Raw genomic sequence first — 23925 nt, forward strand, 5'->3', positions numbered from 1 at the left:
TCACACCTCAATCGTTTTCGGACGGCGCCGTTCAAACCACATGACGATCATCAGGCGGGTCACAAAGATCGCGGTGAACACCGAGGTCAGAATGCCCAAGCCCAGGGTAATCGCGAAGCCGCGCACCGGGCCGGAGCCCATGGCGAACAGGATCACCGCAGTGATGAAGGTGGTGATATTGGCGTCGAGAATGGCGCTGAGCGCCTTGGAGTAGCCTTCGTCGATGGCCTTGGCCGGACCGCGGCCCGCCTTCAGCTCCTCGCGGATGCGCTCAAAGATCAGCACGTTGGCGTCCACCGCCATGCCGACCGTCAGCACGATACCCGCGATACCCGGCAGCGTCAGGGTGCCGCCGATGAGGCTGAGCATGCCGAAGATCAGCGCAATGTTCAGTATCAGTGCCACGTTTGCGAACAGGCCGAACAGACCATAGCTGAGGCCCATGAACACCAGCACCGCGACAAAGGCCACGATGGTGGCAATCTTGCCCGCGTCGATGCTGTCCTGGCCCAATTCGGGGCCGATTGTCCGCTCTTCCAGGAAGTCCAGCCCGGCAGGCAGCGCGCCAGCGCGCAGCAGCACGGCAAGGTTGGTGCTTTCCTCAACGGTGAAGTTGCCGGTGATGATGCCGGAGCCGCCCGGGATGTGCGACTGGATCACCGGAGCGGAGACCACCTCGTCATCCAGCACGATGGCGAAGGGCGAGCCGATGTTTTCGGCTGTGTAGTCGCCGAACCGGCGTGCGCCGGAGGTGTTGAAGCGGAAGGTTACAGCCGGTCGGCCGTTCTGGTCGAACGACGGCTGCGCATCCACCAGGTCCTCGCCGGTGACAACCGCGGCGGCCTCGATGGTGTAAAAGAATCCCTCTTCGTCCAGCGACGGCACAACCTTGTTGCCGATGCCCGGTGCTGCGTCCGCGTCGCTGCCGCGGCCCACTACCGGGTTGAAGGTCAGCTGTGCGGTGGTGCCGATGATCGCCTTCAGTTCAGAAGCGGAACCGATGCCCGGCACCTGGATCAGGATCCGGTCGGCCCCCTGGCGCTGGATGGTCGGCTCACGGGTGCCGACCTCGTCGATCCGGCGGCGCACGATTTCCAGCGACTGGCGCACGGTCCGGTCGTCAGAGGCCAGCTTTTCCGCCTCGCTCAGCTCCACCACAAGGATGTCGCCTTCGGCAGCAACCTCAATGTCAGTTGCTCCGGCGCCGGTCAGGCTGGTGACCGGGCTAGCCAGGCCGCGCACCACTTCCAGCGCGCGGGCCATACCGTCCGGTTTGGAAATCTTCAGGCGAATCTGATCCACCGGGCCAGGCTGGCGCCTGAAGGTGCCGACAGTGGAGCGCTCGGGCCGCAGTGCATCGCGCACCTCCGGCCACAGCGCATCCATCCGCGCCTCATAGACATCCTCGACCTGCACTTCGGCCAGCAGATGCGCGCCGCCCCGCAGATCGAGGCCAAGGTTCACCAGACCCGACGGCAGGAAAGACGGCCACTGGCCTGCTGTTTCCAGCCGTTCCGGCGTTTCACCCTTGGCGATGATATCGGCGGCCGCGTCGTTGGCCTGTTCGACGCGGGTATAAAAACCGTTTGGCAGGGCAAGCATGATGCCAGCTGCACAAACCAGCCAGATCAGCACCCTCTTCCAGAGATCAATTTGCAGCATTGCCCTGCCTTTTCAGATGGTTGCGAAGGGTGCTTAAGCTGCCGGCTCGGTTTTGCTCAGAACCTGGGCAATGGTCGCCTTGACCACGCGCACCTTGACGCCATCCGCGATCTCGACCTCGATCTCGCCGTCTTCCTTGACCTTGGCCACCTTGCCGATCACACCGCCCTGTGTGACTACTTGGTCACCGCGGCGCAGGCCGTCCACCATCGCCTGATGCTGTTTCATCTTCTTCTGCTGCGGGCGGATCAGCAGGAAGTACATGATCGCGAAGATCAGGATAAGCGGGAGAAATTGGCCGATTGCGCCAGCGTCCATGGGATATTCCTTCTGTCAAAGCGGCGCTGGGTTCAGCGCCGGAAATTTGCAGCGGAACCTATGCGCTGGACAGGGGGTTTGCAAGGGAACCCTGCAGTCCCAAAGGGGCGGATTTCAGGCCGTAGCCAGTTGCCAGGCAGCCAGCAGTGAAAGAAAGTGCAAACACGACCTGCAGGCGTGCGGAAACTGATTGCAAAACAGTGCGATTCGGCGCTTTGCTTTCCCTTGCGCAAGCCGCCAGGCGCGGGGCCTTTGCCCTCTCTTTCCGGTCCGGATGGCGGCCCGGCCATTCCTGAAAGAAGGAACAGGCGCATGATGATGGTGCGCTGCTATCTCGCCCCCTCGGCTATCGAAGGGCTGGGCGTTTTTTGCCACGACAACATCACCAAGGGCGACATTGTCTGGCGCTATGACAGAATGCTCGACACCACCTTCCCGGAGAGCAAGCTGGACAATGTTGAACCCCACATGAAGGAGTTTCTGGAGCGCTACAGCTTTCCGGATCCCTGCCGCCCAGGCTACATGATCCTGCAATGCGACGAAGGGCGGTTTCTGAACCACTCCATGTACCCGAACCTCGATTTTTCCGACGGGGTTTGGGGCCGCGCGCTGGCCAGTATCCCGGCCGGCACGGAACTCACTTTCGACTATGCCGACTTCCTGACCGGCGAGATCCGGATGCAGCCGCCGCGGCATCAGGTGCACATAATGGCAATGGCCGCGGAATGATAAGCAAAGGGCCGGGTCCAGCACCCGGCCTTTTTCTTTCCACGCTGTCAGGCGCTGAGGTGCCCGCCCCCTTCCCCTTTGTACGCCCTTGCGTCATAGGATGGGCCTACTGATTCAATTCTTCCAACGCTAGGAGAGACTCTCATGCATGACATCCGCGCTATCCGCGAAAACCCTGCCGCATTCGACGCCGCTGTGGCGCGGCGCGGGGATGCGGGCGTGTCATCCGAGATCCTGGCGCTGGATGAGGCGCGCCGCGCCAAGATCCTGGCCGCGGAGACCGCGCAGGCCGAGCAGAACAAGGCCTCCAAGGAAGTTGGCGCCGCCAAGGGCCGCGGCGATGAGGCCGAGTTTGAGCGCCTGCGCGCGCTGGTGGCCGAGAAGAAGGCTGAAGTGGCGGCAATGAATGCCGAGGCCAAGGAACTGGACCAGCAGCTGACCGACATGCTGATGTCGATCGACAATCTGCCGTTTGACGATGTTCCCGATGGCGAGGATGAGGACGACAACGTCGAAATCCGCCGCTGGGGTGAGCCGAAGACGCTCGATTTCGAAGCCAAGGAGCATTTCGAGATCCAAGGTGTGAAGCCCGGCATGGATTTCGAGACCGCAGCCAAGCTCTCGGGCAGCCGTTTTGTGGTGCTGTCCGGCGCGGTGGCCCGCATCCACCGGGCGCTGGCGCAGTTCATGATCAACACCCATGTGGACGAGAACGGCCTCACGGAAACCTGGACCCCGGTGCTGGTGCGCGAAGAGATGATGTATGGCACCGGCAACCTGCCCAAGTTCGGCGAGGACAGCTATAAAACCACCAACGGCTGGTGGCTGGTGCCAACAGCTGAGGTGACGCTGACCAATATCGTCAATGGCATGACGGTTGAGGAAGGCTACCTGCCGCGCCGCTATGTGGCGCACACCCAGTGCTTCCGCTCGGAGGCCGGCAGCGCGGGCAAGGACACCGCCGGCATGCTGCGCCAGCACCAGTTCGAAAAGGTCGAGATGGTCTCGGTTACCCATCCGGACAAAAGCCTGGACGAGCATGAGCGCATGACCCGCTGCGCGGAGGACATCCTGGAGCGTTTGGGCCTGCCCTACCGCACCATCGTGCTGTGCACAGGCGACATGGGCTTTGGCGCCCGCAAGACCCATGACATCGAGGTCTGGGTGCCAGGCCAGAAGACATACCGCGAGATTTCCTCGGTCTCGGTCTGCGGCGATTTCCAGGCCCGCCGGATGAACGCGCGGTTCAAGCCTGCCGACGGCGGCAAACCGCAGTTCGTGCACACGCTGAACGGCTCCGGCCTGGCGGTGGGCCGCTGCCTGATTGCGGTTCTGGAAAACGGCCAGCAGGCGGATGGCTCGGTTAAGCTGCCCGAGGTGCTTGCCCCTTATCTGGGCGGCAAACTGACCCTGACAGCAGAGGGTGAGCTGGTCTGATCCAGACCGCGTCCCGAAGACAGAAATCGGCGCCCTTGGCGCCGGTTTTCTTTTGAAGCAATGGCTTGAAGCTATTTCTTCGACTTCTTCTTTTTCTTCTCTGTGACGTTGCCTTCCAGAATGGCCTTGGCCTTGGCCTTTTCCTTCTCGATAGCCTTCTTCGCCTTGGCCTTCACTTTCTTGGCCTTCTTCTTGGCCTTTTCCTTGGCCTCGGCAAATTCCTCCATCAATTGCGCAGCTTGACGTTTGGCCTTCTTTGCCTTGGCCTGTGCCTTGGCGGCCTTCTCCTCCGCCGCCTGAAGCGCAGCTTCCGCAGCGGCCAGCTTGGTGCTCAGATCCGCGCCGTCCACCTCTGCGGCCCCATTGTGCGCCCGGGCGGCATCCTGCAGCAGGCCCGCCCGGCTGGCGCCAATCCCGGGAATGCTGCGCAGCTGCTGCTCCTCCATCCCGGCTAGCGCCTCGACGGACTTTACCCCGTTTTCCTGAAGGATCCGTTCCAGTGCCGGACCCACACCTTTTAGTTCTGAAATCGACGTCATGCCGCTGTCAGCCTCCCCCTCTAATTCACTAGGCTCCCCGGCAACCTTCGCAGGAAATGCTCATCCAGGAAAGGGCACCAGGCATTTCTTCTCTTCATCCCAAAGCTTTAGCGTCAGCGCCCGGACCGCTTCCGGGAACTTGATCCGGCGCAGCCCCAGTTCAGGCGGCAGGCTGTAATGGCACTGGCGCAGCCGGTACGAGGGGATCCGGGCGTTGTAGTGGTGGATGTCATGCAGGGTGATATTTGCCACTGCCATGTCGAAGAACCAGCCGAAATCCAGGCAAGACGATCCCTGCAACGCCGCCACCTGCGGGTTCAGGTCCGGGCGGCGATCCCAGTAGGTGTCCTCGAAATTGTGCTGCAGGTAGACCAGAAACACGCCGATCATGCCGCCGAGGAAAGAGAACGCCAGCCAGATCAGAATGCCGGTCACCCCTGCAACCCAATAGAGCAGTCCCAGCATGGCTACGATCACCAGATTGTGCAGGATCACCCCGGCAGCGCCGAACCGCACCGTGTTCTTGGGCCAGCGGTAGCGGATGAAATAGGTGAAGGCCGAACCCAGCGGCACCAGCACAAACGGATTGCGGTAGAGCCGGTAGCCCAGCCGCTCCCAGAAACCGGCCGCTTTCCATTCCCGCAGAGTCATGGTGTGGATCTCGCCAGTCTCGCGGTGCTCTAGATTGCCGATATTGGAATGATGCAGGTTGTGGTTCTGCTTCATCACCTCAAAGGGCGCAAAGGTGAAGGGCGACAGCACATGGCCCGCGATCTCGTTCTGCAGGCGGGTCTCGAACAGCGAATGGTGGCCGGTGTCATGCTGCAGCACGTAGAGGCGTACCGCAGCAAAGGCAAAGACCACCCCTGCGGGCAGCATCACATACCAGCGGTCGGCATGGGTGATGGCCAGATAGAGCGACAGGAAGTAAACCGCAAATGTTCCGAAATAGCTGAGTGATGCCAGCCGGTTATCCTTTTCGGTGAACTTGCGCGTGTGTGCCCTCAGATCCATGAATTCTTCCATAAATGCGCGATGTGACAGGCATGCGAAATGGGCGCAGCCCGCCCAAGATAAACCTCAGATAATTCCAGCTTTGCCAAAGGCAAGCCGGCTGAGGCAAAGCGCCTCAACCCAAGGGATATCACCGCGCCACTCTGGATGGAATAGCCGGGTGCTGGCCAAGTCAGTACGGCGGATGCCTGCCGAAGGTACAACAGACCTCCGTTGCAGAACGCGAAAACGCCGCCCCGTGGGGCGGCGCCGGACCCAACGGGCCAAGGCATTCTTTGAATGCCGCGAAGCCGGGCGGGAGCGCTCGCCGCCGGAGATCAGCTGCCGCGCTTCTTCAGGTGCTTTTCCAGCGCGCCTGCGTTCTTTGCCCGCTTGCCTTTATAGGGGTTCTTGTCGCCCTGCCCGCGCATATACAGGCGGATCGGGGTGCCGGGCATGTCGAAATCCTCGCGCAACCCGTTCACCAGATAGCGGGTATAGCTTTCCGGTAGCTTGTCGGGGTGGGAGCACATCACCACGAACCCCGGCGGGCGGCTCTTGGCCTGGGTCATATAGCGCAGCTTGATCCGCTTGCCCTGCGGCGCGGGCGGCGGGTGCTGCTCCAGCATGCCAACCAGCCAGCGGTTCAGCGCTGCGGTCGGCACCCGCCGGTTCCAGGTGCCATAGGCCCGCATGATCGCCTCATGCAGCCGGTCCAGCCCCTTGCCGGTCTTGGCCGAAACGGTGACCAGCGGCGCGCCGCGCAGTTGCGGCAGCAACCGGCCGAAGGCTTCCTTGAGGTCGCGCAGCTTTTCTTGCTTGTGCTCTTCGGCGTCCCATTTGTTGACCGCAACCACAACCGCACGCCCCTCGCGCTCGGCCAGGTCAGCAATCCGCAGGTCCTGCTGCTCAAACGGGATGCTGGCGTCCAGCAGCACCACCACAACCTCGGCAAATTTCACCGCGCGCAGGCCGTCGGAGACCGAAAGCTTCTCCAGCTTCTCCTGCACCTTTGCCTTTTTGCGCATGCCGGCGGTGTCAAACACCCGCATAGGCGTGTCTTTCCAGTTGATCTTGAGCGAGATCGCATCGCGGGTGATCCCGGCCTCGGGCCCTGTCAGCAGCCGGTCCTCGCCCAGGATCTTGTTGATCAGTGTCGACTTGCCCGCATTGGGACGGCCCACCACGGCAACCTGCAGGGGCTTGGCGTCGGTCGGAACCGGGATGACCTCTTCTTCGTCCTCGCCGATCTCTTCATAAAGTTCGACATCGGTGATCGGGGCATGCTCTTCGGCCTGGGCCTCGAACTTCTCGGCCAGCGGCTGCAGGATGCCGTAAAGGTCCGGCATCCCTTCGCCATGCTCGCCCGACAGCCGCAGCGGCTCACCTAGGCCTAGGCCGTAGGCTTCCAGCACACCGGCCTCGGCGGCATTGCCCTCAGCCTTGTTGGCGGCGAGGATCACATGCGCGGACCTGCGGCGCAGGATATCGGCAAAGATCTCGTCGGTCGGGGTAACGCCGGTGCGGGCGTCGATCATGAACAGGCAGATGTCGGCCATGTCCACCGCCCGCTCGGTCAGCCGGCGCATTCGGCCTTCCAGCGAGTTGTCTGTGGCATCTTCCAGACCCGCAGTATCAATCACCGTAAAGCGCAGGTCGCCCAGCCGTGCCGCGCCTTCGCGCAGGTCACGCGTCACGCCCGGCTGGTCGTCGACCAAGGCCAGCTTCTTGCCCACAAGGCGGTTGAACAGGGTGGACTTGCCCACATTGGGACGGCCCACGATGGCGAGGGTAAAGGACATCAGACCAGCTTTCTGCGATTCAGACGCGGCTCATAGCGCATCCGCGCGGCTTGTGCCACCCGGAAACACTGTCAGCGGTATGCCAGCAAATCGCCCTTGGTGGAAACTACATACAGCGTGCGCCCGGCGACAACCGGTGCCGTGGTGGCGCCGCCAGGCACTTCCGCGGTGCGAGACAAGCTGCCGTCGACGGGGTTGAAGAAACGAAGCAACCCGTCGTTGGAGGCAAGAACCACCTGACCGCCGGCCACAACGGGGCCGTGATGCACATGGATCTGGCCGCGTTTGCGTGGCTTGTCTTTCAGGTAGCCTGGCAGGTCCACGGCCCAGATAACCTCGCCGCTGCTGGCATCCAGCCGCAACAGCTGGTTCAGGTCGCTGACCTGGAACAGGCTGCCGCCCGCAGGCCAGGCGGTGCCGGATGCGCCTTCACGCGCGGTCCAAAGACGGTCGCCGGTTTCGAGATCGATGGCCACGGTCCGGCCGGAGTTGTTACCGGCATAAAGACGGTTACCGGACACCACCGGCGCGCCGGTCACATCGCTGATCCGCGACAAGGTCTGGCCGGTGCGCTTGCCCGCAACGGAGGCGCTCCAGCGGCGCAGACCACCGCGGCGGAAGGTTGCAATCAGATCGCCGGAGCCGAAGGCAAATACTGCAAGGTCATTTGTCACAACCGGCGCCGGGGCGCCCAGGACATTTGCCGGAGACGGCGCAGCATCAATTTGCCAGGCGATGCGGCCGTCCTTAGTGTTCACAGCCCAGCCGGTGTCGTCGCCTGCCACCAGATAGACCAGTCCGCCGCTGACCCGCGGCTGGCCGGACCCTGTGGCATCCAGTTCCTGCCGCCAGATCAGGTTGCCGTCCGCTGCGTTCAGTGCGGTCAGCACACCAAAGCCGGAGGACACATACAGCACGCCATCAGCAAAGGCCAAACCGCCGCCTGTGGCCTGACCCTCGTCATCGGCGGCCGGAATCAGTTCGCTTTGCCACAGGAGCTGGCCTTGCGGAGATACCGCAGACACCCGCGCGGCGCTGTCCAGGGTGTAGATACGGCCGCCGCCCACAACCGGGGTTGCGGTGATGCGCTGGCGGCGGCTGTCGCCGGCGCCGATCGAGGCAGACCAGATGCGCTGCGGGGCGGCCGCCAGTGCCGGATGCGCGGTGCGCCCGGCCTCAGCGCCGTGGCCCTGTTCCCAGCTGGCATTGGCCGCCTGCTGCGGCAGGGAAATGGCGCGGGACTGATTGACGATCTCTACTGCGGCATCGGGGCGGATGTCCTCGCGCTCGCCGCGCAGGATAACCTCTTCCTCCGAGCAGGCCGCCAGAAGAGCCGCAACAGCGGTTGTGCAAAGAAGAACCCGTGCCCGGGAGATTGATTTGATTATTGCCATTGCCCTGCCCTGTCTGCCGTTCTTGTTCCGCAAGTTTCCATCCGCGGAGCGCCTTACCCCTCAGGCGCGGCGTCCCCGTTGACCGAGCCGCCAAGCGCCACAATCACCTGAGACGCGCGGTCTTTCAAGTCTGCAGTGACAGTCGCATCCGCAACAATGTCCCGCAGGCGGCTAATGGCAGCCTCTGTGTTGTCTTCCTCCACATCCAGCAGAGCCAGCTGTTCTGACGCCAGCAATGCCAGCGGCGCGCCGGGCTGGGCCAGCGCCTCGTATTGCACACGGCGGTCCGCGGCGCTCAACGTTTCGGCCTGCAGCGCCAGCGCCTTGAAGCTGGCGACGTGCCGGTAGATCAGCGGCAGATCGCCATCCACGGCCACCGCCTCAAGCTGCGCCACTGCTTCGGCAGTCTTGCCGGCCTCTGACAGCGCCGCAGCTTCAAGCATGTTCAGAATGGCTGCACCGCCGGCGCTCTCTGCCGGCACGGCAGCCAATGCCTCTGCCTGTTTTTCACTGCCGTCGATTTTCAGCGCCGCGGTAATATCGTCCCCCAGCGTTTCAGCTGCTGCCTGTTCCTTGGCCTTGTTGTATTCACGGAACGCAGCACCGCCGACGATCAGCACCACGGCTGCGCCGCCGATCCAGCCATAGCGTTTCAGCATCAGGAAAAGCCGGTCACGGCGGACCTCTTCTGTCACTTCGTCGATAAAGCTGTCGGTGTCGCTCATGAAAAGCCCCTGATATGCGCGGCCCGGGCTGGCGCCCGCACCTGTATTGAATGCGTTGCGCCCCTCTTACCCCGGCTCAAAGGCCAAGCCAAGTGGCCCGTTTGCACCAGAAACTTCGGCAAATGGGCCAGAAAAGCAAGAAATGTGAACTAAACCACTTAGTTTAGAATGGACATCTCCTATATCAGCCCTATCACATACGCGCGACTCCCCTGTGAACCGGCCCTGCCGTCCGACGGACATAGGTAAGGTGCACGTGGAAGAAGACAGAGAATAGGAAAGGCCCGACATGCGCATTGTACCGATACTGACTGCAGTGGCGGTATCCGCCAGCCTCTATCTGGTGGTTTTCGAGCGTGACGATCTGATGGCCTTTGCCCGCGGGGAAGACGCAAATGAGGCGACCGGGGCCGAAACTGCCGCCGAAGGCCAGAAGCTGACGGAGGCGGAAGATTCGCGCGTCGGCGTTGTCGCCATCCAAAGCAAAGCACGGACCATTGGCAACGCAGTGATCCTGCGTGGCCAGACCCAGGCTATCCGCCAGGTGGAAGTTCGGGCCGAAACCACCTCCACCGTGATTTCTGAGCCGCTGCGCAAGGGCGCCCATGTCAAGAAGGGCGATCTGTTGTGCGAGCTGGATCCCGGCACACGGCCCGCATCGCTGCTGCAGGCGCAGGCGCAGCTAAAGGAAGCCAAGATTAACCTGACCGCCGCCGCCAAACTGTCAGAGGGCGGCTATGCCTCTGAAACCCGTCTGGCCTCAGCTGAGGCTGCGGAGCGGTCCGCGCAGGCCGCAGTGGCCGCGGCAGAGCGGGAAATCGGTCACCTGACCATCACCGCGCCCTTTGACGGCCTGCTCGAAAGCGACACCGCGGAACTGGGCAGCCTGCTGCAACCCGGCAGCCTGTGCAGCACGGTGATCCAGCTCGATACCATCAAACTGGTTGGCTATGTGCCGGAAGCGGAAGTCAACAAAGTGGAACTGGGCGCCATTGCCGGCGCAGAACTCTCCACCGGCCAGCAGGTCCAGGGCGAGGTCACCTTCCTCAGCCGCTCTGCCGATCCGACCACCCGCACCTTTGAGGTCGAGATTACGGTGCCGAACCCGGACTTGAGCATCCGTGACGGCCAGACCGCAGATATCGCAATTTCCTCAGCCGGCTCGCTGGCGCACAAGCTGCCGCAATCGGCACTGACGCTGAACAACGAAGGCCAGCTGGGTGTGCGCGTTGTCGGACCCGACAGCACCGTGGTATTCTACCCCGTGCAGCTTCTGCGGGATGAGGCGGATGGCGTCTGGCTTGGCGGCCTGCCTGAGAACGCGGATGTGATCGTGGTGGGACAGGATTTCGTAACCGAAGGCGTCGCAGTGGCGGCCACCTACCGGGAGACTGAACAGTGATTGGCATCGTCGATTGGGCCGCCGGCCGCGCCCGGATGGTCCTAGCGTTCATCGCAATCTCTCTGCTTGTCGGCGGATTTGCCTATTCGATGCTGCCCAAGGAGGGCGAGCCGGACATCGAAATTCCGGCCCTGTTCATCTCCGTCCCCTTCCCCGGCATCTCTGCCGAGGACGCCGAATCCCTGATGGTCAAGGTGATGGAGACCGAGCTTGCCGACCTTGACGGGCTCGACAAGATGACCTCCACCGCGGCCGAGGGCTATGCCGGGGTGGCGCTGGAGTTCGAATTCGGCTGGGACAAGACCGCCATCATGGCCGACGTCCGCGACGCAATGGACAAGGCCGAGGCGGAATTCCCGGAAGGCGCCGAGAAATACTCGATCACAGAGATCAACTTCTCCGAATTCCCGATTGTCATCGTGAACCTGACCGGCGCGGTGCCGGAACGCACGATGGCGCGCATAGCCAAAGACTTGCAGGACGACCTTGAGGCACTGGATGCGGTGTTGGAAGCCGGGATCGCCGGCAACCGCGACGAGATGGTCGAGGTACTGATCGACCCGCTGCGGCTGGAAGCCTATAACGTCACCGCGCTGGAGCTGATCAATGTTGTGCAAAACAACAACCAGCTGATTGCGGCCGGTGAGGTCGAAACCACCCAGGGCGCGTTCTCAGTCAAAATCCCCTCTTCCTTTGACGATGTGAAGGACATCTATCAGCTGCCGGTCAAGACCAACGGCGACCGGGTGGTCAAGCTGGGCGAGCTGGCGCAGATCAACTTCACCTTCGAGGACCGCGAAGGCACCGCCCGCTTCAACGGCGAGGACACGGTTGCCCTCCAGGTGGTTAAGCGCAAGGGCTACAACCTGATCGACACCGTGAACCTGGTGAAGGAAACCATCGAGGTCTCCAAATCCAAATGGCCGCCGGAACTGCAGGCCGCTGTCGAGGTCGGCACCTCCAACGACCAGAGCCGCGTGGTCGGCTCCATGGTCAGCCAGCTGGAAGGCTCGGTGCTGACCGCCATCGCGCTTGTGATGATCGTGGTGCTGTCGGCGCTTGGCAGCCGGGCCGCGCTGCTCGTTGGTTTTGCGATTCCAACCTCCTTCCTCTTGTGCTTTGCGCTGCTGGCGCTGATGGGCATCTCTATCTCCAATATCGTGATGTTCGGCCTGATCCTCGCCGTGGGGATGCTGGTCGATGGCGCCATTGTGGTGGTGGAATACGCCGACAAGCGGATCAAGGAAGGCACCGGCCCGATGCATGCCTATGTGGAGGCGGCACAGCGGATGTTCTGGCCGATCGTGTCCTCCACCGCGACCACGCTCTGCGCCTTCCTGCCGATGCTGTTCTGGCCTGGCGTGCCGGGGGAGTTCATGGGCATGCTTCCGGTTACCCTGATCTTCGTTCTGTCTGCCTCGCTGGTGGTGGCACTGATCTACCTGCCCGTCATGGGCGGCGTCACCGGCCGCATCAGCCGCACGTTTGAGGGCGCTTCGCGCGCGCTGCGGATGGTTGCACCCTGGTGGCTGCGTGCGGTGCTGGTGCCGGTCGCCATGTGGGGCATGTTTGCAGGCGCCATGCAGATGCTGAACCCCTCCTACCTGCTGGGTGAGGACACCGGACCGATGGCAGGCGTGCTGTTCGGCGGGCTGGTGTTTACGCTGGCGTCCTTTGCCGCCTCGATCACGCTTAGCTCAGTCAAAGTAGAGCGCGAGGAGCAGGAAGTTGCCCCCGGCTACCATCACACCCCGTTCGGCCATGTGATTAAGTTCATCGCGGGCAACCCGGTAATGCCGGTGGTGACCATCGCCGCCGTAGGCTTTGCCATCATGACCGTCTTCTCAACCTTCAGCGAGAACAATTACGGCGTTGAATTCTTCGTTGACTCGGAACCGGAACAGGCCACCGCCTATATCCGCGCCCGCGGCAACATCTCTCTGCATGAAAAGGACGAGATGGTGCGCGCGGCCGAGGAGGTCATTCTGGACCACCACGCAGTGATCAACGTGTTCTCCTTTGCTGGCGACGGCGGCCTCAACACCGACAGTTCCGGCGCCCAGCTGCCGCCGGACACGATCGGCCAGGTTCAGTTTGAGATCATCCCCTGGGAGGAACGCCCCACCGAGAGCGAGCCGCTGGACGGCTGGTTCGGCGGACTGCTGAGCAAATACCTGGGCTTTGAGAAAAAGGTGATCGCCGAGGAATACGACGGCAACACCGTGATCGACGAGCTGAATGCCATTCTCGGCAAACTGCCCGGCTTTGAGGTGGAAGTCCGCGCACTAGCGCAGGGCCCCGCCTCCGGCAAGCCGGTGCATCTGCGCCTGCGCGGCGATGGCTGGGAAGACCTGACCGCAGCAGCGTTGACCGCACGGGAGCAGTTCGAGAACACCCCCGGCCTGATCCTGATCGAGGACAGCCTGCCCCTGCCCGGCATCGACTGGCAGATCGACGTGGACGTCGAGAAGGCCGGCCGCTACGGCGCCGATGTGGCGACCGTGGGCGCGATGGTGCAGCTGGTCACCCGCGGCATCCTGCTGGATACCATGCGGGTCGACAGCTCCGACGAGGAGATCGAGATCCGCGTCCGTCTGCCGGAACAGGACCGGGTGCTGTCAACGCTCGACAACCTCAAGGTCCGCACCTCGGACGGGCTGGTGCCGCTGTCGAACTTCGTGACCCGCCAACCTGTGCCGAAGCTCGCCCAGATCAACCGCATCGGCCAGGAACGGTTCTATGACGTCAAGGCAGACGTGGAACCGGGACTGAACAAGGTGGTAATCGAGGATGCGGGCAGCGGTGAACTGACTCGCCTGGCAGTCCTGAAGGAACTGCCAGAAGGTGCCGCCGCAACTGGTGAAACGTTGATTGCGCCCAATGGCAAGACCATGCAGCTGCTGCAGCTGACGGGTGCTGAGAGCTTTGACGCGGTGCTGGCTGCGCTGGACGACGGCGCCAAGATCAGCCCGGTGAACCCGAACGAGCGGATCGCCATCCTCACCGAATGGCTGGAAACCGACCCGCTGCCGCGCAGCATCGGCTGGGAATGGACCGGTGACCAGGAGGAGCAGGAGGAATCCGGTGCCTTCCTGTCCAAGGCCTTTGCCGGCGCGCTGGCGCTGATGTTCGTGATCCTGCTGGCCCAGTTCAACAGTTTCTACAACTCGGTGCTGGTTCTGCTGGCAGTGGTGCTGTCCACCACCGGTGTGCTGATCGGCATGATGGTGATGCAGCAGCCGTTCTCGATCATCATGACCGGCACCGGCATCGTCGCTTTGGCGGGCATCGTGGTGAACAACAACATCGTGCTGATCGACACTTATCAGGAGTTCAGCCAGCAGATGCCGCGGATCGAGGCGATCATCCGCACCGCCGAGGCGCGCATCCGTCCGGTGCTGCTGACCACCATCACCACGATGGCGGGCCTGACGCCGATGATGTTCGGCGTCAGCCTGGACTTCATCAACGGCGGCTACTCCATCGACAGCCCCACCGCCCTGTGGTGGAAGCAGCTGGCAACCGCCGTGGTCTTTGGCCTGGGCATCGCCACCGTGCTGACCCTGGTGGTCACGCCGTCACTGCTGTCGATCCGGGTGTGGTTCTCCACCTATATGCATGCGCTTGGCCGGATGCTGTCGCGGATCACCCGCGGCCGCTCCAGCCGCATCGCGCAGGACTCCAAGCTGTTCAAGAAGGCGCGTCAGCTGCCGACCACCGAGATCCAATGGGTGGAAGATGCAGCGCCAGAGACCGGCGAAGACAAGGCCGTAACCAAAGAGGACGAACCGCAGCCACCGGCCCCGCGCGGCCGCCTGCGCGCAGCGGAATAACAAGACAAACAAAAAGCCCCGCTCCGGCGGGGCTTTTCAATTCTGCGTGCCGCCGTTTCAGACGCTCCGCAAAGATCAGTCGGTAAAGGTGTACTCACCCAGATCACACAGATCGAGGCCATAATCCTCTGCCTCGGAGCCATCAGCGAAACTGCCGCGGATGTCGTAGACGCAGGTGGTTGCGCCATCGGCAATCAGCACGCCGATTTCGTAGCCCGGCGCCAGATAGCCGCCTTCCATCAGGTTTCCTTCCCAATCGTCGGAAGACGCGGGCGACACATTGAACTCCACAAGATCAGCACTGCTGTCGTTTACCAGCAGGAACTCAAGGTCTTCAGCATGGGCGGGCGCCTGAAAGGCAAGCAGTGCAGCCGCGGAGGCTGCGGTCAGAAAGGTCTTCATCTACATGTCCTTGTATGCGGGCAGGCAGTCGTTAGCGCTGCCTCAGCCCGAAGTGCGCGAACATTAAGCCAGCAGTAACATCGGTCAACGGGAAATGAGTCACAACGCTCCCCTTCGGGGCCTCAGTTGCGGGCGTTTCAGTCAACTGCTTTGCAGGGTTCATTGCAAAAGCAAGAAAACCCTCTGGGGCAGACGGCCAGTAAGATTGAATCTTAAATAGTCTTACGCGGCGGCAATGCAGCAATGGAAAAGCATCGCAAATTATTGTTATTGCTACATTTTTCACACGGCAACTTGATTATTTCCAGTCAAAATCATGCATGGAAGGCGCATTTTTTTGGGCAAATGCGTCACGAGCAGCCGGACCTTGCCGCATGTGGCGGATGGCTCGGCCGCCCGGTCAAATTTTCTCAAGACTGTCCAATTGTTCCATTCACAAACCGTTATTCTTTACATGCTTATCAGCAATAGCAACGGGACTTTTCCCGCTTAGCGTGTTTTTTGTTTAAGGAAGAAGACGATGTCACTACGCGCGCAAATCCTGGCGCTGATCACGGTCCCCTTCATCGCCCTGGCAGCGATTGGCGGACTAAAGGCTGCCGCAGACTGGGAGCGCTTTCAAAACGCGCGGGCCACGCAGGCCGAAACCCGAAGCTCTGTCGCGCTGATGGAAGCTATCCACCATCTGCAGGTTGAACGAGGCCTGTCAGCTGCCTTCCTGTCCTCCGGCGGCAATTCCGCCGCTGCCGGGCTGAACGATACCCGGATCAAAGTGGACACCGCCATGCAGAGGGTACCGGACACTGCGGGCGCCTCACTGCAGCATCTGTCCGAGCTGACCAGCCTTCGGCAGGCAGTCAGCGATCTGGCTCTCGAACCCGGCCAGATGGGCGCGCGCTACTCCGCAATGATCGGCGCTTTGCTAAAGGACGCCAGCCGGCAGTTGCTGCACCAGAAGGATGCCCGCCTTGCACAGCTCGGCGCCGGGCTTGTCAGTCTTGCCTACGCCAAGGAGGCCGCAGGCCAGCAGCGGGCGGCAGGCGCAGCCGGGTTCGGCCTGGGCAGCTTCAACCTGACCCTCTACCGCTGGTTCACCCGTACCGGCGCAGTGGAACACCAGTTGCTGGATATTGCGGGCCTTGCCTTACGAGAAGTGCTGGCTGGCCAGGACCTGCGCGCCGGGCTCGCGCCTGCGGGTCTGCCCGGCATACGCGACGAGGTGCTGGAAGCGGGCCCAGGCGCACTGGCGCCGGGCTATGCCGCCAAGGAGTGGTTTGACCGGGCAACCCAATGGGTCGGTTCGCTTCGCGACTCGGAAATGACCGTAACGGATCAAATGATTGCAATCTCCGCGTTTGAGGCCGCCCAATCCCGGCAGGCCCTTATTGTGACGCTGGCAGCGGTCGCCGCTTCGCTGATTGTCAGCGGTGCCATCGGCCTGCGCCTGATCACCGCCTTCACCCGCCAGTTCGGCGCGCTGCAGACGGACCTGGACCGGCTGGCCCGCAAGGAATTCGATTTCGAACCGGCACATCTGGAGGCGAAAACGGAAATCGGCAAGCTCAGCCGCGCGATGGAGAAAACCCGCACCGCTCTGGCAGCCGCTGACGAGAAGCTCGCGAATATCGAGGCGAGCCGGATCGCCGACCGCGGAGCGGTTGTAGGCAAGCTGGACGACCACCTCGCCCGACTGTCCGGCCGCGATCTGGAATGCACCATTGATGAGGCCTTTCCGGAGGAATACGAGCAGCTCCGGCAAAGCTTCAACACCACGGTGGCAACCCTGAAGGAAACCATTGAACAGGTGATTTCCGCGGCCAGCAGCATCCACAACGGCGCAACCGAAATCAGCACCGCCTCCGACGACCTGTCGAGCCGAACCGAAAGCCAGGCTGCCACCCTGGAGGAGACCGCCGCTGCGCTTGAGCAGCTGACGGCATCAGTCAAATCTTCTGCAGACGGCGCCCGCGGTGTGGAGCAGACGATGCAGGAAGCCCGCAGCGAGGCCGAGGCCAGCGGCGAGGTTGTCCGCAAAGCGGTGACCGCGATGAATGAGATTGAGCAATCTTCGGTCAGGATCTCGCAGATCATCTCCGTGATTGACGACATCGCCTTTCAGACCAACCTGCTGGCGCTCAACGCCGGAGTGGAAGCTGCGCGGGCCGGAGAAGCCGGCAAGGGATTCGCCGTGGTTGCCAGCGAAGTGCGGGCGCTGGCGCAGCGTTCTGCCGACGCCGCAACCGAGATCAAGGCGCTGATTGGCGACAGCTCCAAACATGTGAAGCAGGGTGTCGATCTGGTCGGTGAAACAGGCGAGGCGCTGACCAGTATCGTCGGCAGGGTCAACGACATCTCGCAGCTGGTTTCCAGCATCGCCGAAGGCGCCGCGGAACAGTCCACTGGGCTGACCGAGATCAACACCGGCGTCGGCCAGCTGGATCAGGTCACCCAGCAAAACGCTGCCATGGTGGAGGAAGCCACAGCCGCAGGCCACATGCTGCACAGCGATGCAGGCAAACTGGCAGAGCTGATGGCCAAATTCAAAATCTCAGGTTCCGCCGGGAGCGCCGTCCCCAGCAAACCTGCGGCGGCCGCTGCACCGGCCTCTGCCACCGCCCACAGCGTTGACATAGACTTTGGCGACGTGGTTCCGGTTCCTGCCAAAGCGGCCAACGGTGGGTGGGAAAACTTCTGAAGCCGCACCGTATTACAATTGGAAAAGGCCAGTTCTACGAACTGGCCTTCTCTGCTGGAAACCCCGCCGTAACCTTGGAGTCTGCTGTCAGGCTGCGTCCTGATCCGCCTGCTGGCGTTGCCACAACCGGGCGTAACGGCCATCCTGCGCCAGCAGATCCTCATGGGTGCCGGTCTCCGCAATCTCACCCTGCTCCAGCACCACGATCCTGTCAGCCTCGGCGATGGTCGACAGACGGTGGGCAATGGTGATCACCGTGCGCCCCTGCCCGGCCCGTGCCAGCGCCTCTTTGATCTCCTGCTCGGTGTCAGTGTCCAGCGCCGAAGTTGCCTCATCCAGCAAGAGCACCGGCGGGTTCTTCAACAGTGTCCGCGCAATCCCCACCCGCTGCTTTTCACCGCCCGACAGCTTCAGCCCGCGCTCGCCGACCTGGGTGTCATAGCCCTCCGGCAGCGCCATGATGAAGTCGTGGATCTGTGCGTCCCGCGCCGCCTGTTCGACATCCTCCTGGGTGGCCCCGTCGCGGCCATAGGCGATGTTGTAGCGGATCGTGTCGTTGAACAGCACAGTGTCCTGCGGCACTACGCCGATGGCGTGATGCAGACTTTGCTGAGTCACCTCCCGCACGTCCTGACCGTCGATCTTCAGCGCCCCGCCGGTCACATCATAAAAACGAAACAGCAGCCGGCCGATGGTCGATTTCCCAGAGCCGGTGGAGCCGACAATCGCCACGGTCTGGCCCGGCTCCGCCTCCAGCGAGATACCCTTCAGGATCTCGCGCCCGGCATCGTAAGAAAATTGCACATTCTCGAGCGTGATGCGCCCGCCATTGACCTTCAGCTCGCCGGCGCCCGGCCTGTCGCTCACATCAGCGGGCTGTTCGAGAAGGTCGAACATCTCTCCCATGTCCACCAGGCTCTGGCGGATTTCTCGGTAGACGGTGCCAAGGAAGTTCAACGGCACAGTGATCTGAATCATGTAAGCGTTGACCATGACAAAATCGCCCACGGTCAGGTTGCCCTGCTCCACCCCGATGGCGGCCATCACCATCACCCCGACCAGACCTGCGGTGATGATCACGCTCTGGCCGAAATTCAGCGCCGCCAGCGAATAGGCCGTCTTGAGGGCCGCCTGGGCATACCCCCGCATGGCGCCGTCATAACGTTCTGCCTCGCGCTCCTCGGCGACGAAATACTTGACGGTTTCAAAGTTCAGCAGGCTGTCGATGGCCTTCTGGTTGGCGTCGGTGTCCTGCTTGTTCATCTCCCGGCGCAGCTTCACCCGCCATTCTGTGACTGCGAAGGTGAACCAGACATAAAGCCCGATGGTGACGGCCACGACGACCAGGTACCAGGCGTCGAACAGCACCGTCAGGATCACCGCGACCAGGGTCAGCTCCAGGATCAGCGGGCCGATGGAAAACAGCATGAAGCGCAAGAGAAACTCGACGCCCTTCACCCCGCGCTCGATGATCCGGCTGAGGCCGCCGGTCTTGCGGGTGATGTGATAGCGCATCGACAGGCGGTGAATGTGGGTGAAAGTCTCCAGAGCCAGCCGCCGCAGGGCGCGTTGCCCCACAGGCGCAAAAACCGCATCCCGCAGCTGCTGGAAGCCGATGGTCAGGATCCGCGCCATACCATAGGCCACCGTCAGTCCCACAGCCCCAAGCGCCAGCGGCGGCACGCCTTCGCCCGCAAGACTGTCCACCGCGCCCTTGTAGAGCATCGGGGTATAGACCGCTATAAATTTGGCCAAAACCAGAACTGCCAGAGCCAGCACCACCCGCACTTTCACCGCGCGATTGCCCTCGGGCCAAAGATAAGGCCCCACCTTGCGCAAAGTGCGCAGGCCGGAGCGGCGTTCGTCCTGTGCGATGTCTGCTTGCGGCGGCGCGGCGGCCTGATCAGTCTGGGTCATGGCTGTTCCTGGCTAGACACCTCCAGATATTCACCTGTTCACGGTTTTGCGAGAGGCGTGCTGAAAAAACGCGCCGCAAGGGCGCGTTTCCCAGGGTTATTCGGGGATGGTGAAGACTTGCCCCGGGTAGATCAGATCCGGGTTGCGGATCGCGTCCTTGTTGGCCTCGAAAAGCCTTACATAGAGGAAACCACTGCCATATTTCTCTTGCGAGATGGCCCAAAGCGTATCGCCCTTCTGGATCGTCACTGCGCGCACAAGCGGCGCTGGCAGGTCCGGGTCCGCATCGCGCTCCGGCTGCGGCAGCACCTCCGGCGATTCCCGTTTGAAGGGAGTTTCCAGACGGCTCATGACCTTGCCTGAGGAGGTTTCGATCTCATCCAGGCGCAGGGTGTAGACACCCGGTGCCACATCCGCCAGCCGGCCGTTCCAGCGGCCGTCCTGGGCTGCGTCCAGTTCCGCGACCACCTGATTGTCCACATAAACCCTGACCCGCGACTTCGGGCGCGCGCGCCCGGACAGTTCAACCCCGCCAGTGCCATTGTAGCTGATGGCGTCCAGCGCCACTTCCTTGTTCAGGTCCGGATCGGCGGGAACTGCGGGCTGCACCACTTCTACCCCGTCCTGATCGGCACGCAGCACGGCCACAGCCTGCCCTTGCGGCTGAGGCGGCTCGGGTTCGGCCGCAGGAACTGTCTCTGCCGGAACAGGTTCCGCTGCCGCGGTCTCAACAGTGTTTTGATCACCTTGCCCGGTTGCCGCAGTGCTTTCCGCGTCCTGGCCGCCCTGCTCAACCGCTGCCGGCTCAGCCGCGGCCTCAGTTTCATCTGCTTGTCCAGTCAGCTGCTCGTCTGCAGCCGGTTCGTCTGGAACCAGTGACGCTACCTGCTCTTCAGTTTGCTCAACCGCACGCTCCGTTGCAGTTTCCGCAGGGGCGACTGGCGCCAGAATAAAGGACACGCCAGAGGTGCTTTGCGCGCCCTCATGTTCCGCCAACAACGACACAACTCGGGCCTCCGAACTCGACGCAATGGAGGTTAGTGCAACAAACTCGCCACCCGCCGGCACCTCCAGCTGTTCCAGCACCACGCCGTCCAGCAGCACCGAAACCTGCACGCCTTCCTGTGCCCGGCCGGCAATCACCGCGGCCCCGTCGCTATCCACACGCACCAGATCCAGCTCCGGCGCCTGCAGGACAAAGACATCTTCTTTGGATGTTTCGGGTGCCGGTTGGGATTGCTCCGCAATCCCCTCAGGCTCGGACAGCACTGCCAATTCGGTGGTCTGATCTGATGCTTCCTCTGCACCTTCACCGGTGCCAGTCTCCGCAACGGCGGCTGCCTCTACAGAAGTTTCTGTATCAGGCGCGTCAGTTGCGGCTGCAACCTGATCTGAAACCTCCGGTTCCGCACCGCTGGCATCTTCCGCAATCAAGTCCTCCGGCTGCTGAACACCGTCAACAGCTTCAACCGCTTCAACCTGATTGCCCGCAGCCTCCTCAATGGCCCGGTTCTGCAGCGGCTGTCCCGATTCCTGACCCTCGCCGGAAAACGCGCCGCCGCCGTCAGCAGCCTGCCCGGCCGCCTGTTCGCTCACCACCGCGCCATCGGGCGCAACCGTGCCAAACATCCCAAGCTGGTACAGCACCACGCCGCCTACGACCACAACCGTGCCGGCAATACCGCCAAGTGTGAGGGCCCCCAGACCCCCGCTTCCAGATGCATCCGCCATGTCTTTCCCTTCGGCAATTGCGGAATGTGACCTTCCGCTTAGTTGAGGGAATCTAACAACCCCGCTATCACGGGTCAAAACACCAATTGGTTTTCACCTTGATATTCCACGGAAAGGCTGGCCGATGAGCATCAAATCCGTCTGTGTCTACTGCGGATCGCGCGCGGGTGTTCTGCCCGCCTACGCCGAGGCTGCCCGCGCATTCGGCACCGCGCTGGCCGATAACGGCATGCGGCTGGTCTATGGCGCCGGCGATGTCGGCCTGATGGGCGAAGTGGCGCGCGCAGCGCAAAAGGCCGGCGGCAAAACCTTCGGGGTTATCCCCGGCCACCTGGAACGGCGCGAGGTGGGGAAATCAGACCTCACAACCTATGTTGTCACCGAGACCATGCACGAGCGCAAAAAGGTGATGCTGTGGAACGCCGATGCGGTGGTTGTGCTGCCCGGCGGAGCGGGATCGCTTGACGAACTTTTCGAAGCCCTCACCTGGCGCCAGCTGGGCCTGCATTCCAAGCCGATTGTGATCCTCAATACCGAAGGCTACTGGGACAAGCTGCGCGATCTGCTGGAGCAAGTGGTCAGCCAGGGGTTTGCCCATCAGGAAACCGCAGATCACCTGATTTGGGCCGACACCCCGGTGGCTGCAATCGCCGCCCTGCGCGACGCCCGTTCCTGACGCAGCGCCGAGACCGAAAACACCGCCACCGCGCTCCAGATCAGCGCAAAGGCGGTGCCATGCCAGGGGGTGAACGGCTCGGCAAAGACCAGCACCGCGACCAGGAATTGCAGCGTCGGGTTCAGGTATTGCAGTACCCCGACTGTTCCCAGCCGCACCCGGCGGGCCGCATAGGCAAACAGGATCAGCGGCAGACCGGTCAGGATGCCGGAGAACATCAGCATCAGCGCATCCTGGAACCCTCCCAGAAAACCAGCGCCACCGGTCATCCAGATGATCGCCAACGCAACCGGCAACAGCAGTGCAACTTCCGCAGTGACAGATACCACCGGCCCCAATGGCAGTTGTTTCTTAACAACACCATACAGGGCAAAGCTGAAGCTCAGCGCCAGCGGAATCCAGGGCGCGGCCCCCAGCCCGAACGACAGCACCGCCACAGCCAGCGCCGCCAGCCCCACTGCGGCCCCTTGGGCCCGCGTCAGCTGCTCACCGAAGGCAAGCCTCCCCAGCAGAACGCTCAGCAGCGGAAAAATGTAATAGCCAAGGCTCGCTTCGGTCGCATAGCCCACCTGCACCGCAGTGATGAAGATAAACCAATTCAATGAAATCATTGCCGAGGCAAACACCAGCAGCAAGGCACTGCGGCGGGTGGACAACGCCGTCCCCAGCGCGCTGATACGCCCCTGACACAGCAGCACGATGGCAAAAAACACAAACGACCACAGCGCCCGGTGCGACAGCACCTGCTCCGGCGGCACATGCGACAATGCCTTGTAGTAAATACCGGAAAGCCCCCAAACGGTGCAGGAGGCACAGAGTGCCAGAACCCCTTTTTGTGCCTCTCCCATGACATGCTCCCGCCCGGCTGCCGTTTCACAGACACCGGGCAGAAGCGCGGGTCAACCCTGCTCAGCTGTTACGCAGCGCATCTTTCACCAATTCTTCGATCCTGGTGATCTCATGTCCGGTCAGGTTCTTGCTGATCTCCCCGATCACGCGGTCGGAAACTTCCTTGTGCAGGGTCTTGCGCAGTTCGCCCAGGACTTCCGGTGCGGCGACCAGAACCAGCTTCGCGAATTCACCGCGGCGGGCCATCTCATACAGCTTGTCCGACAGATCCTTTGCAAACCGCTCCTTGGCCAATTGGTGCCAATCGGTGTCGTCCACGGCAGAGCGGTGGACGCTAGGGCCGTCGTTGAACCGTCCCGGACGGTTGGCGGATTGCTCCCGGTCCGGCGGGTTTTCCTGCTCATCCTTGCGGCGCACCTGCAGGAAGGGGTCGTCACCATCGACGGTGTTTTCCAGGAACAGCGCCTTCTCACTGTCAGCCACCAGGACATAGGTGCCGTAGGAAAGCCGGGTCATTACTTCTCCTCCTGCTCATTGGACTTACGCACCCGTGTCGCCCCTGCCGGACGCTCCTTGGCGCGCTTTTCCTAGTCTTCGCTGCCAATTTCCCGGGCCAGCCGCCCGCCGGTGCGCCCGCCATGAGAGACGCTGCCCTTTTCGCCCAGTATGTCTTTGGTTTCCTGGTGTCCGTCCATGGACCTCTTGCGTTCAGCCATAATGGTCCTCCTCTCGTACACCGGACCAACGCACGAAACCCCGCCCGCGTTCCGGGCAAAAAACGCGTCGAAGCCACACGAAAAAGCCCGCCGGAGATCTCCGGC

General features: G+C 62.4%; 19 protein-coding genes. 6 read left to right on the plus strand and 13 right to left on the minus strand.

From position 1 onward, the window contains the following. The gene (secD, locus tag RA21_RS04020; protein WP_039146353.1) at positions 1 to 1662 is read right to left on the minus strand and encodes a protein translocase subunit SecD; all 1662 of its coding nucleotides are present in this window, start codon (positions 1660 to 1662) and stop codon (positions 1 to 3) included. Between the two features lie 33 nt (positions 1663 to 1695). Continuing rightward, positions 1696 to 1980 carry a preprotein translocase subunit YajC gene (yajC, locus tag RA21_RS04025; protein ID WP_019295449.1) on the minus strand — a complete coding sequence of 95 codons (285 nt, stop codon included), beginning with the start codon at positions 1978 to 1980 and terminating at the stop codon, positions 1696 to 1698. Positions 1981 to 2292: 312 nt separating this feature from the next. On the opposite strand from yajC, the gene RA21_RS04030 reads away from it, so the two are divergent. Further along, positions 2293 to 2709: an SET domain-containing protein gene (locus RA21_RS04030; RefSeq protein WP_039146356.1), complete on the plus strand. Its 417-nt coding sequence runs from the start codon at positions 2293 to 2295 to the stop codon at positions 2707 to 2709. Between the two features lie 144 nt (positions 2710 to 2853). After that, the gene (gene serS, locus RA21_RS04035) at positions 2854 to 4146 is read left to right on the plus strand and encodes a serine--tRNA ligase (RefSeq protein ID WP_039146358.1); all 1293 of its coding nucleotides are present in this window, start codon (positions 2854 to 2856) and stop codon (positions 4144 to 4146) included. Between the two features lie 71 nt (positions 4147 to 4217). Here the strand turns inward: serS and RA21_RS04040 are convergent, their stop codons facing one another. From RA21_RS04040 to RA21_RS04060, 5 genes are all read right to left on the minus strand, one after another. Further along, positions 4218 to 4685: a helix-hairpin-helix domain-containing protein gene (locus RA21_RS04040; RefSeq protein WP_039146363.1), complete on the minus strand. Its 468-nt coding sequence runs from the start codon at positions 4683 to 4685 to the stop codon at positions 4218 to 4220. Positions 4686 to 4745: 60 nt separating this feature from the next. Next, complete coding sequence (locus RA21_RS04045) at positions 4746 to 5699, minus strand: fatty acid desaturase (protein WP_039146572.1); 954 nt, start codon at positions 5697 to 5699, stop codon at positions 4746 to 4748. A 317-nt stretch (positions 5700 to 6016) separates the two neighbouring features. Then, the gene (gene der, locus RA21_RS04050) at positions 6017 to 7480 is read right to left on the minus strand and encodes a ribosome biogenesis GTPase Der (protein WP_039146365.1); all 1464 of its coding nucleotides are present in this window, start codon (positions 7478 to 7480) and stop codon (positions 6017 to 6019) included. 71 nt (positions 7481 to 7551) lie between these two features. Then, a complete protein-coding gene (locus tag RA21_RS04055; RefSeq protein WP_019295443.1) occupies positions 7552 to 8874 on the minus strand; it encodes a PQQ-like beta-propeller repeat protein in 1323 nt (440 codons plus the stop codon). Between the two features lie 53 nt (positions 8875 to 8927). Further along, complete coding sequence (locus RA21_RS04060; protein ID WP_039146368.1) at positions 8928 to 9599, minus strand: hypothetical protein; 672 nt, start codon at positions 9597 to 9599, stop codon at positions 8928 to 8930. Positions 9600 to 9888: 289 nt separating this feature from the next. Here RA21_RS04060 and RA21_RS04065 point away from each other — a divergent pair, with 289 nt between their 5' ends. Both RA21_RS04065 and RA21_RS04070 read left to right on the plus strand, forming a co-directional pair. Then, positions 9889 to 11001, plus strand: a complete 1113-nt coding sequence (locus RA21_RS04065; RefSeq protein WP_019295441.1) for an efflux RND transporter periplasmic adaptor subunit — start codon at positions 9889 to 9891, stop codon at positions 10999 to 11001. Then, positions 10998 to 14834, plus strand: a complete 3837-nt coding sequence (locus RA21_RS04070; RefSeq protein ID WP_039146371.1) for an efflux RND transporter permease subunit — start codon at positions 10998 to 11000, stop codon at positions 14832 to 14834. Before RA21_RS04065 ends, RA21_RS04070 begins: the two co-directional genes overlap by 4 nt. A gap of 75 nt (positions 14835 to 14909) precedes the next feature. Here the strand turns inward: RA21_RS04070 and RA21_RS04075 are convergent, their stop codons facing one another. Beyond that, positions 14910 to 15236, minus strand: coding sequence for a hypothetical protein (locus tag RA21_RS04075; RefSeq protein WP_019295439.1), 327 nt, complete (start codon positions 15234 to 15236; stop codon positions 14910 to 14912). A gap of 520 nt (positions 15237 to 15756) precedes the next feature. Between RA21_RS04075 and RA21_RS04080 the strand changes: the two genes are divergently transcribed. Next, positions 15757 to 17931, plus strand: coding sequence for a methyl-accepting chemotaxis protein (locus RA21_RS04080; protein WP_039146373.1), 2175 nt, complete (start codon positions 15757 to 15759; stop codon positions 17929 to 17931). A gap of 87 nt (positions 17932 to 18018) precedes the next feature. On the opposite strand, the gene RA21_RS04085 is transcribed toward RA21_RS04080, so the two are convergent. Together RA21_RS04085 and RA21_RS04090 are read right to left on the minus strand one after the other, a co-directional pair. Continuing rightward, positions 18019 to 19848, minus strand: coding sequence for an ABCB family ABC transporter ATP-binding protein/permease (locus RA21_RS04085; RefSeq protein ID WP_039146376.1), 1830 nt, complete (start codon positions 19846 to 19848; stop codon positions 18019 to 18021). Positions 19849 to 19944: 96 nt separating this feature from the next. Beyond that, entirely contained in the window at positions 19945 to 21579 is a 1635-nt protein-coding gene (locus RA21_RS04090) for a LysM peptidoglycan-binding domain-containing protein (RefSeq protein ID WP_039146379.1), read from the minus strand. A gap of 124 nt (positions 21580 to 21703) precedes the next feature. Here RA21_RS04090 and RA21_RS04095 point away from each other — a divergent pair, with 124 nt between their 5' ends. Beyond that, a complete protein-coding gene (locus RA21_RS04095) occupies positions 21704 to 22255 on the plus strand; it encodes an LOG family protein (protein ID WP_039146382.1) in 552 nt (183 codons plus the stop codon). On the opposite strand, the gene rarD is transcribed toward RA21_RS04095, so the two are convergent. The 3 genes from rarD to RA21_RS23480 all read right to left on the minus strand — a co-directional run bounded on the left by rarD (position 22192) and on the right by RA21_RS23480 (position 23820). Further along, entirely contained in the window at positions 22192 to 23103 is a 912-nt protein-coding gene (rarD, locus tag RA21_RS04100; protein ID WP_039146384.1) for an EamA family transporter RarD, read from the minus strand. The genes RA21_RS04095 and rarD overlap by 64 nt on opposite strands. Positions 23104 to 23164: 61 nt before the next feature. Next, on the minus strand, positions 23165 to 23620 hold the full coding sequence (locus RA21_RS04105) for a host attachment family protein (RefSeq protein WP_039146387.1): 456 nt from the start codon (positions 23618 to 23620) through the stop codon (positions 23165 to 23167). Positions 23621 to 23691: 71 nt separating this feature from the next. Then, positions 23692 to 23820 carry a hypothetical protein gene (locus RA21_RS23480; RefSeq protein ID WP_275041404.1) on the minus strand — a complete coding sequence of 43 codons (129 nt, stop codon included), beginning with the start codon at positions 23818 to 23820 and terminating at the stop codon, positions 23692 to 23694. Positions 23821 to 23925: the final 105 nt, after the last annotated feature.

It is taken from the genome of Leisingera sp. ANG-DT (assembly GCF_000813785.1).
In the GTDB taxonomy this organism is placed as follows: Bacteria; Pseudomonadota; Alphaproteobacteria; order Rhodobacterales; family Rhodobacteraceae; genus Leisingera.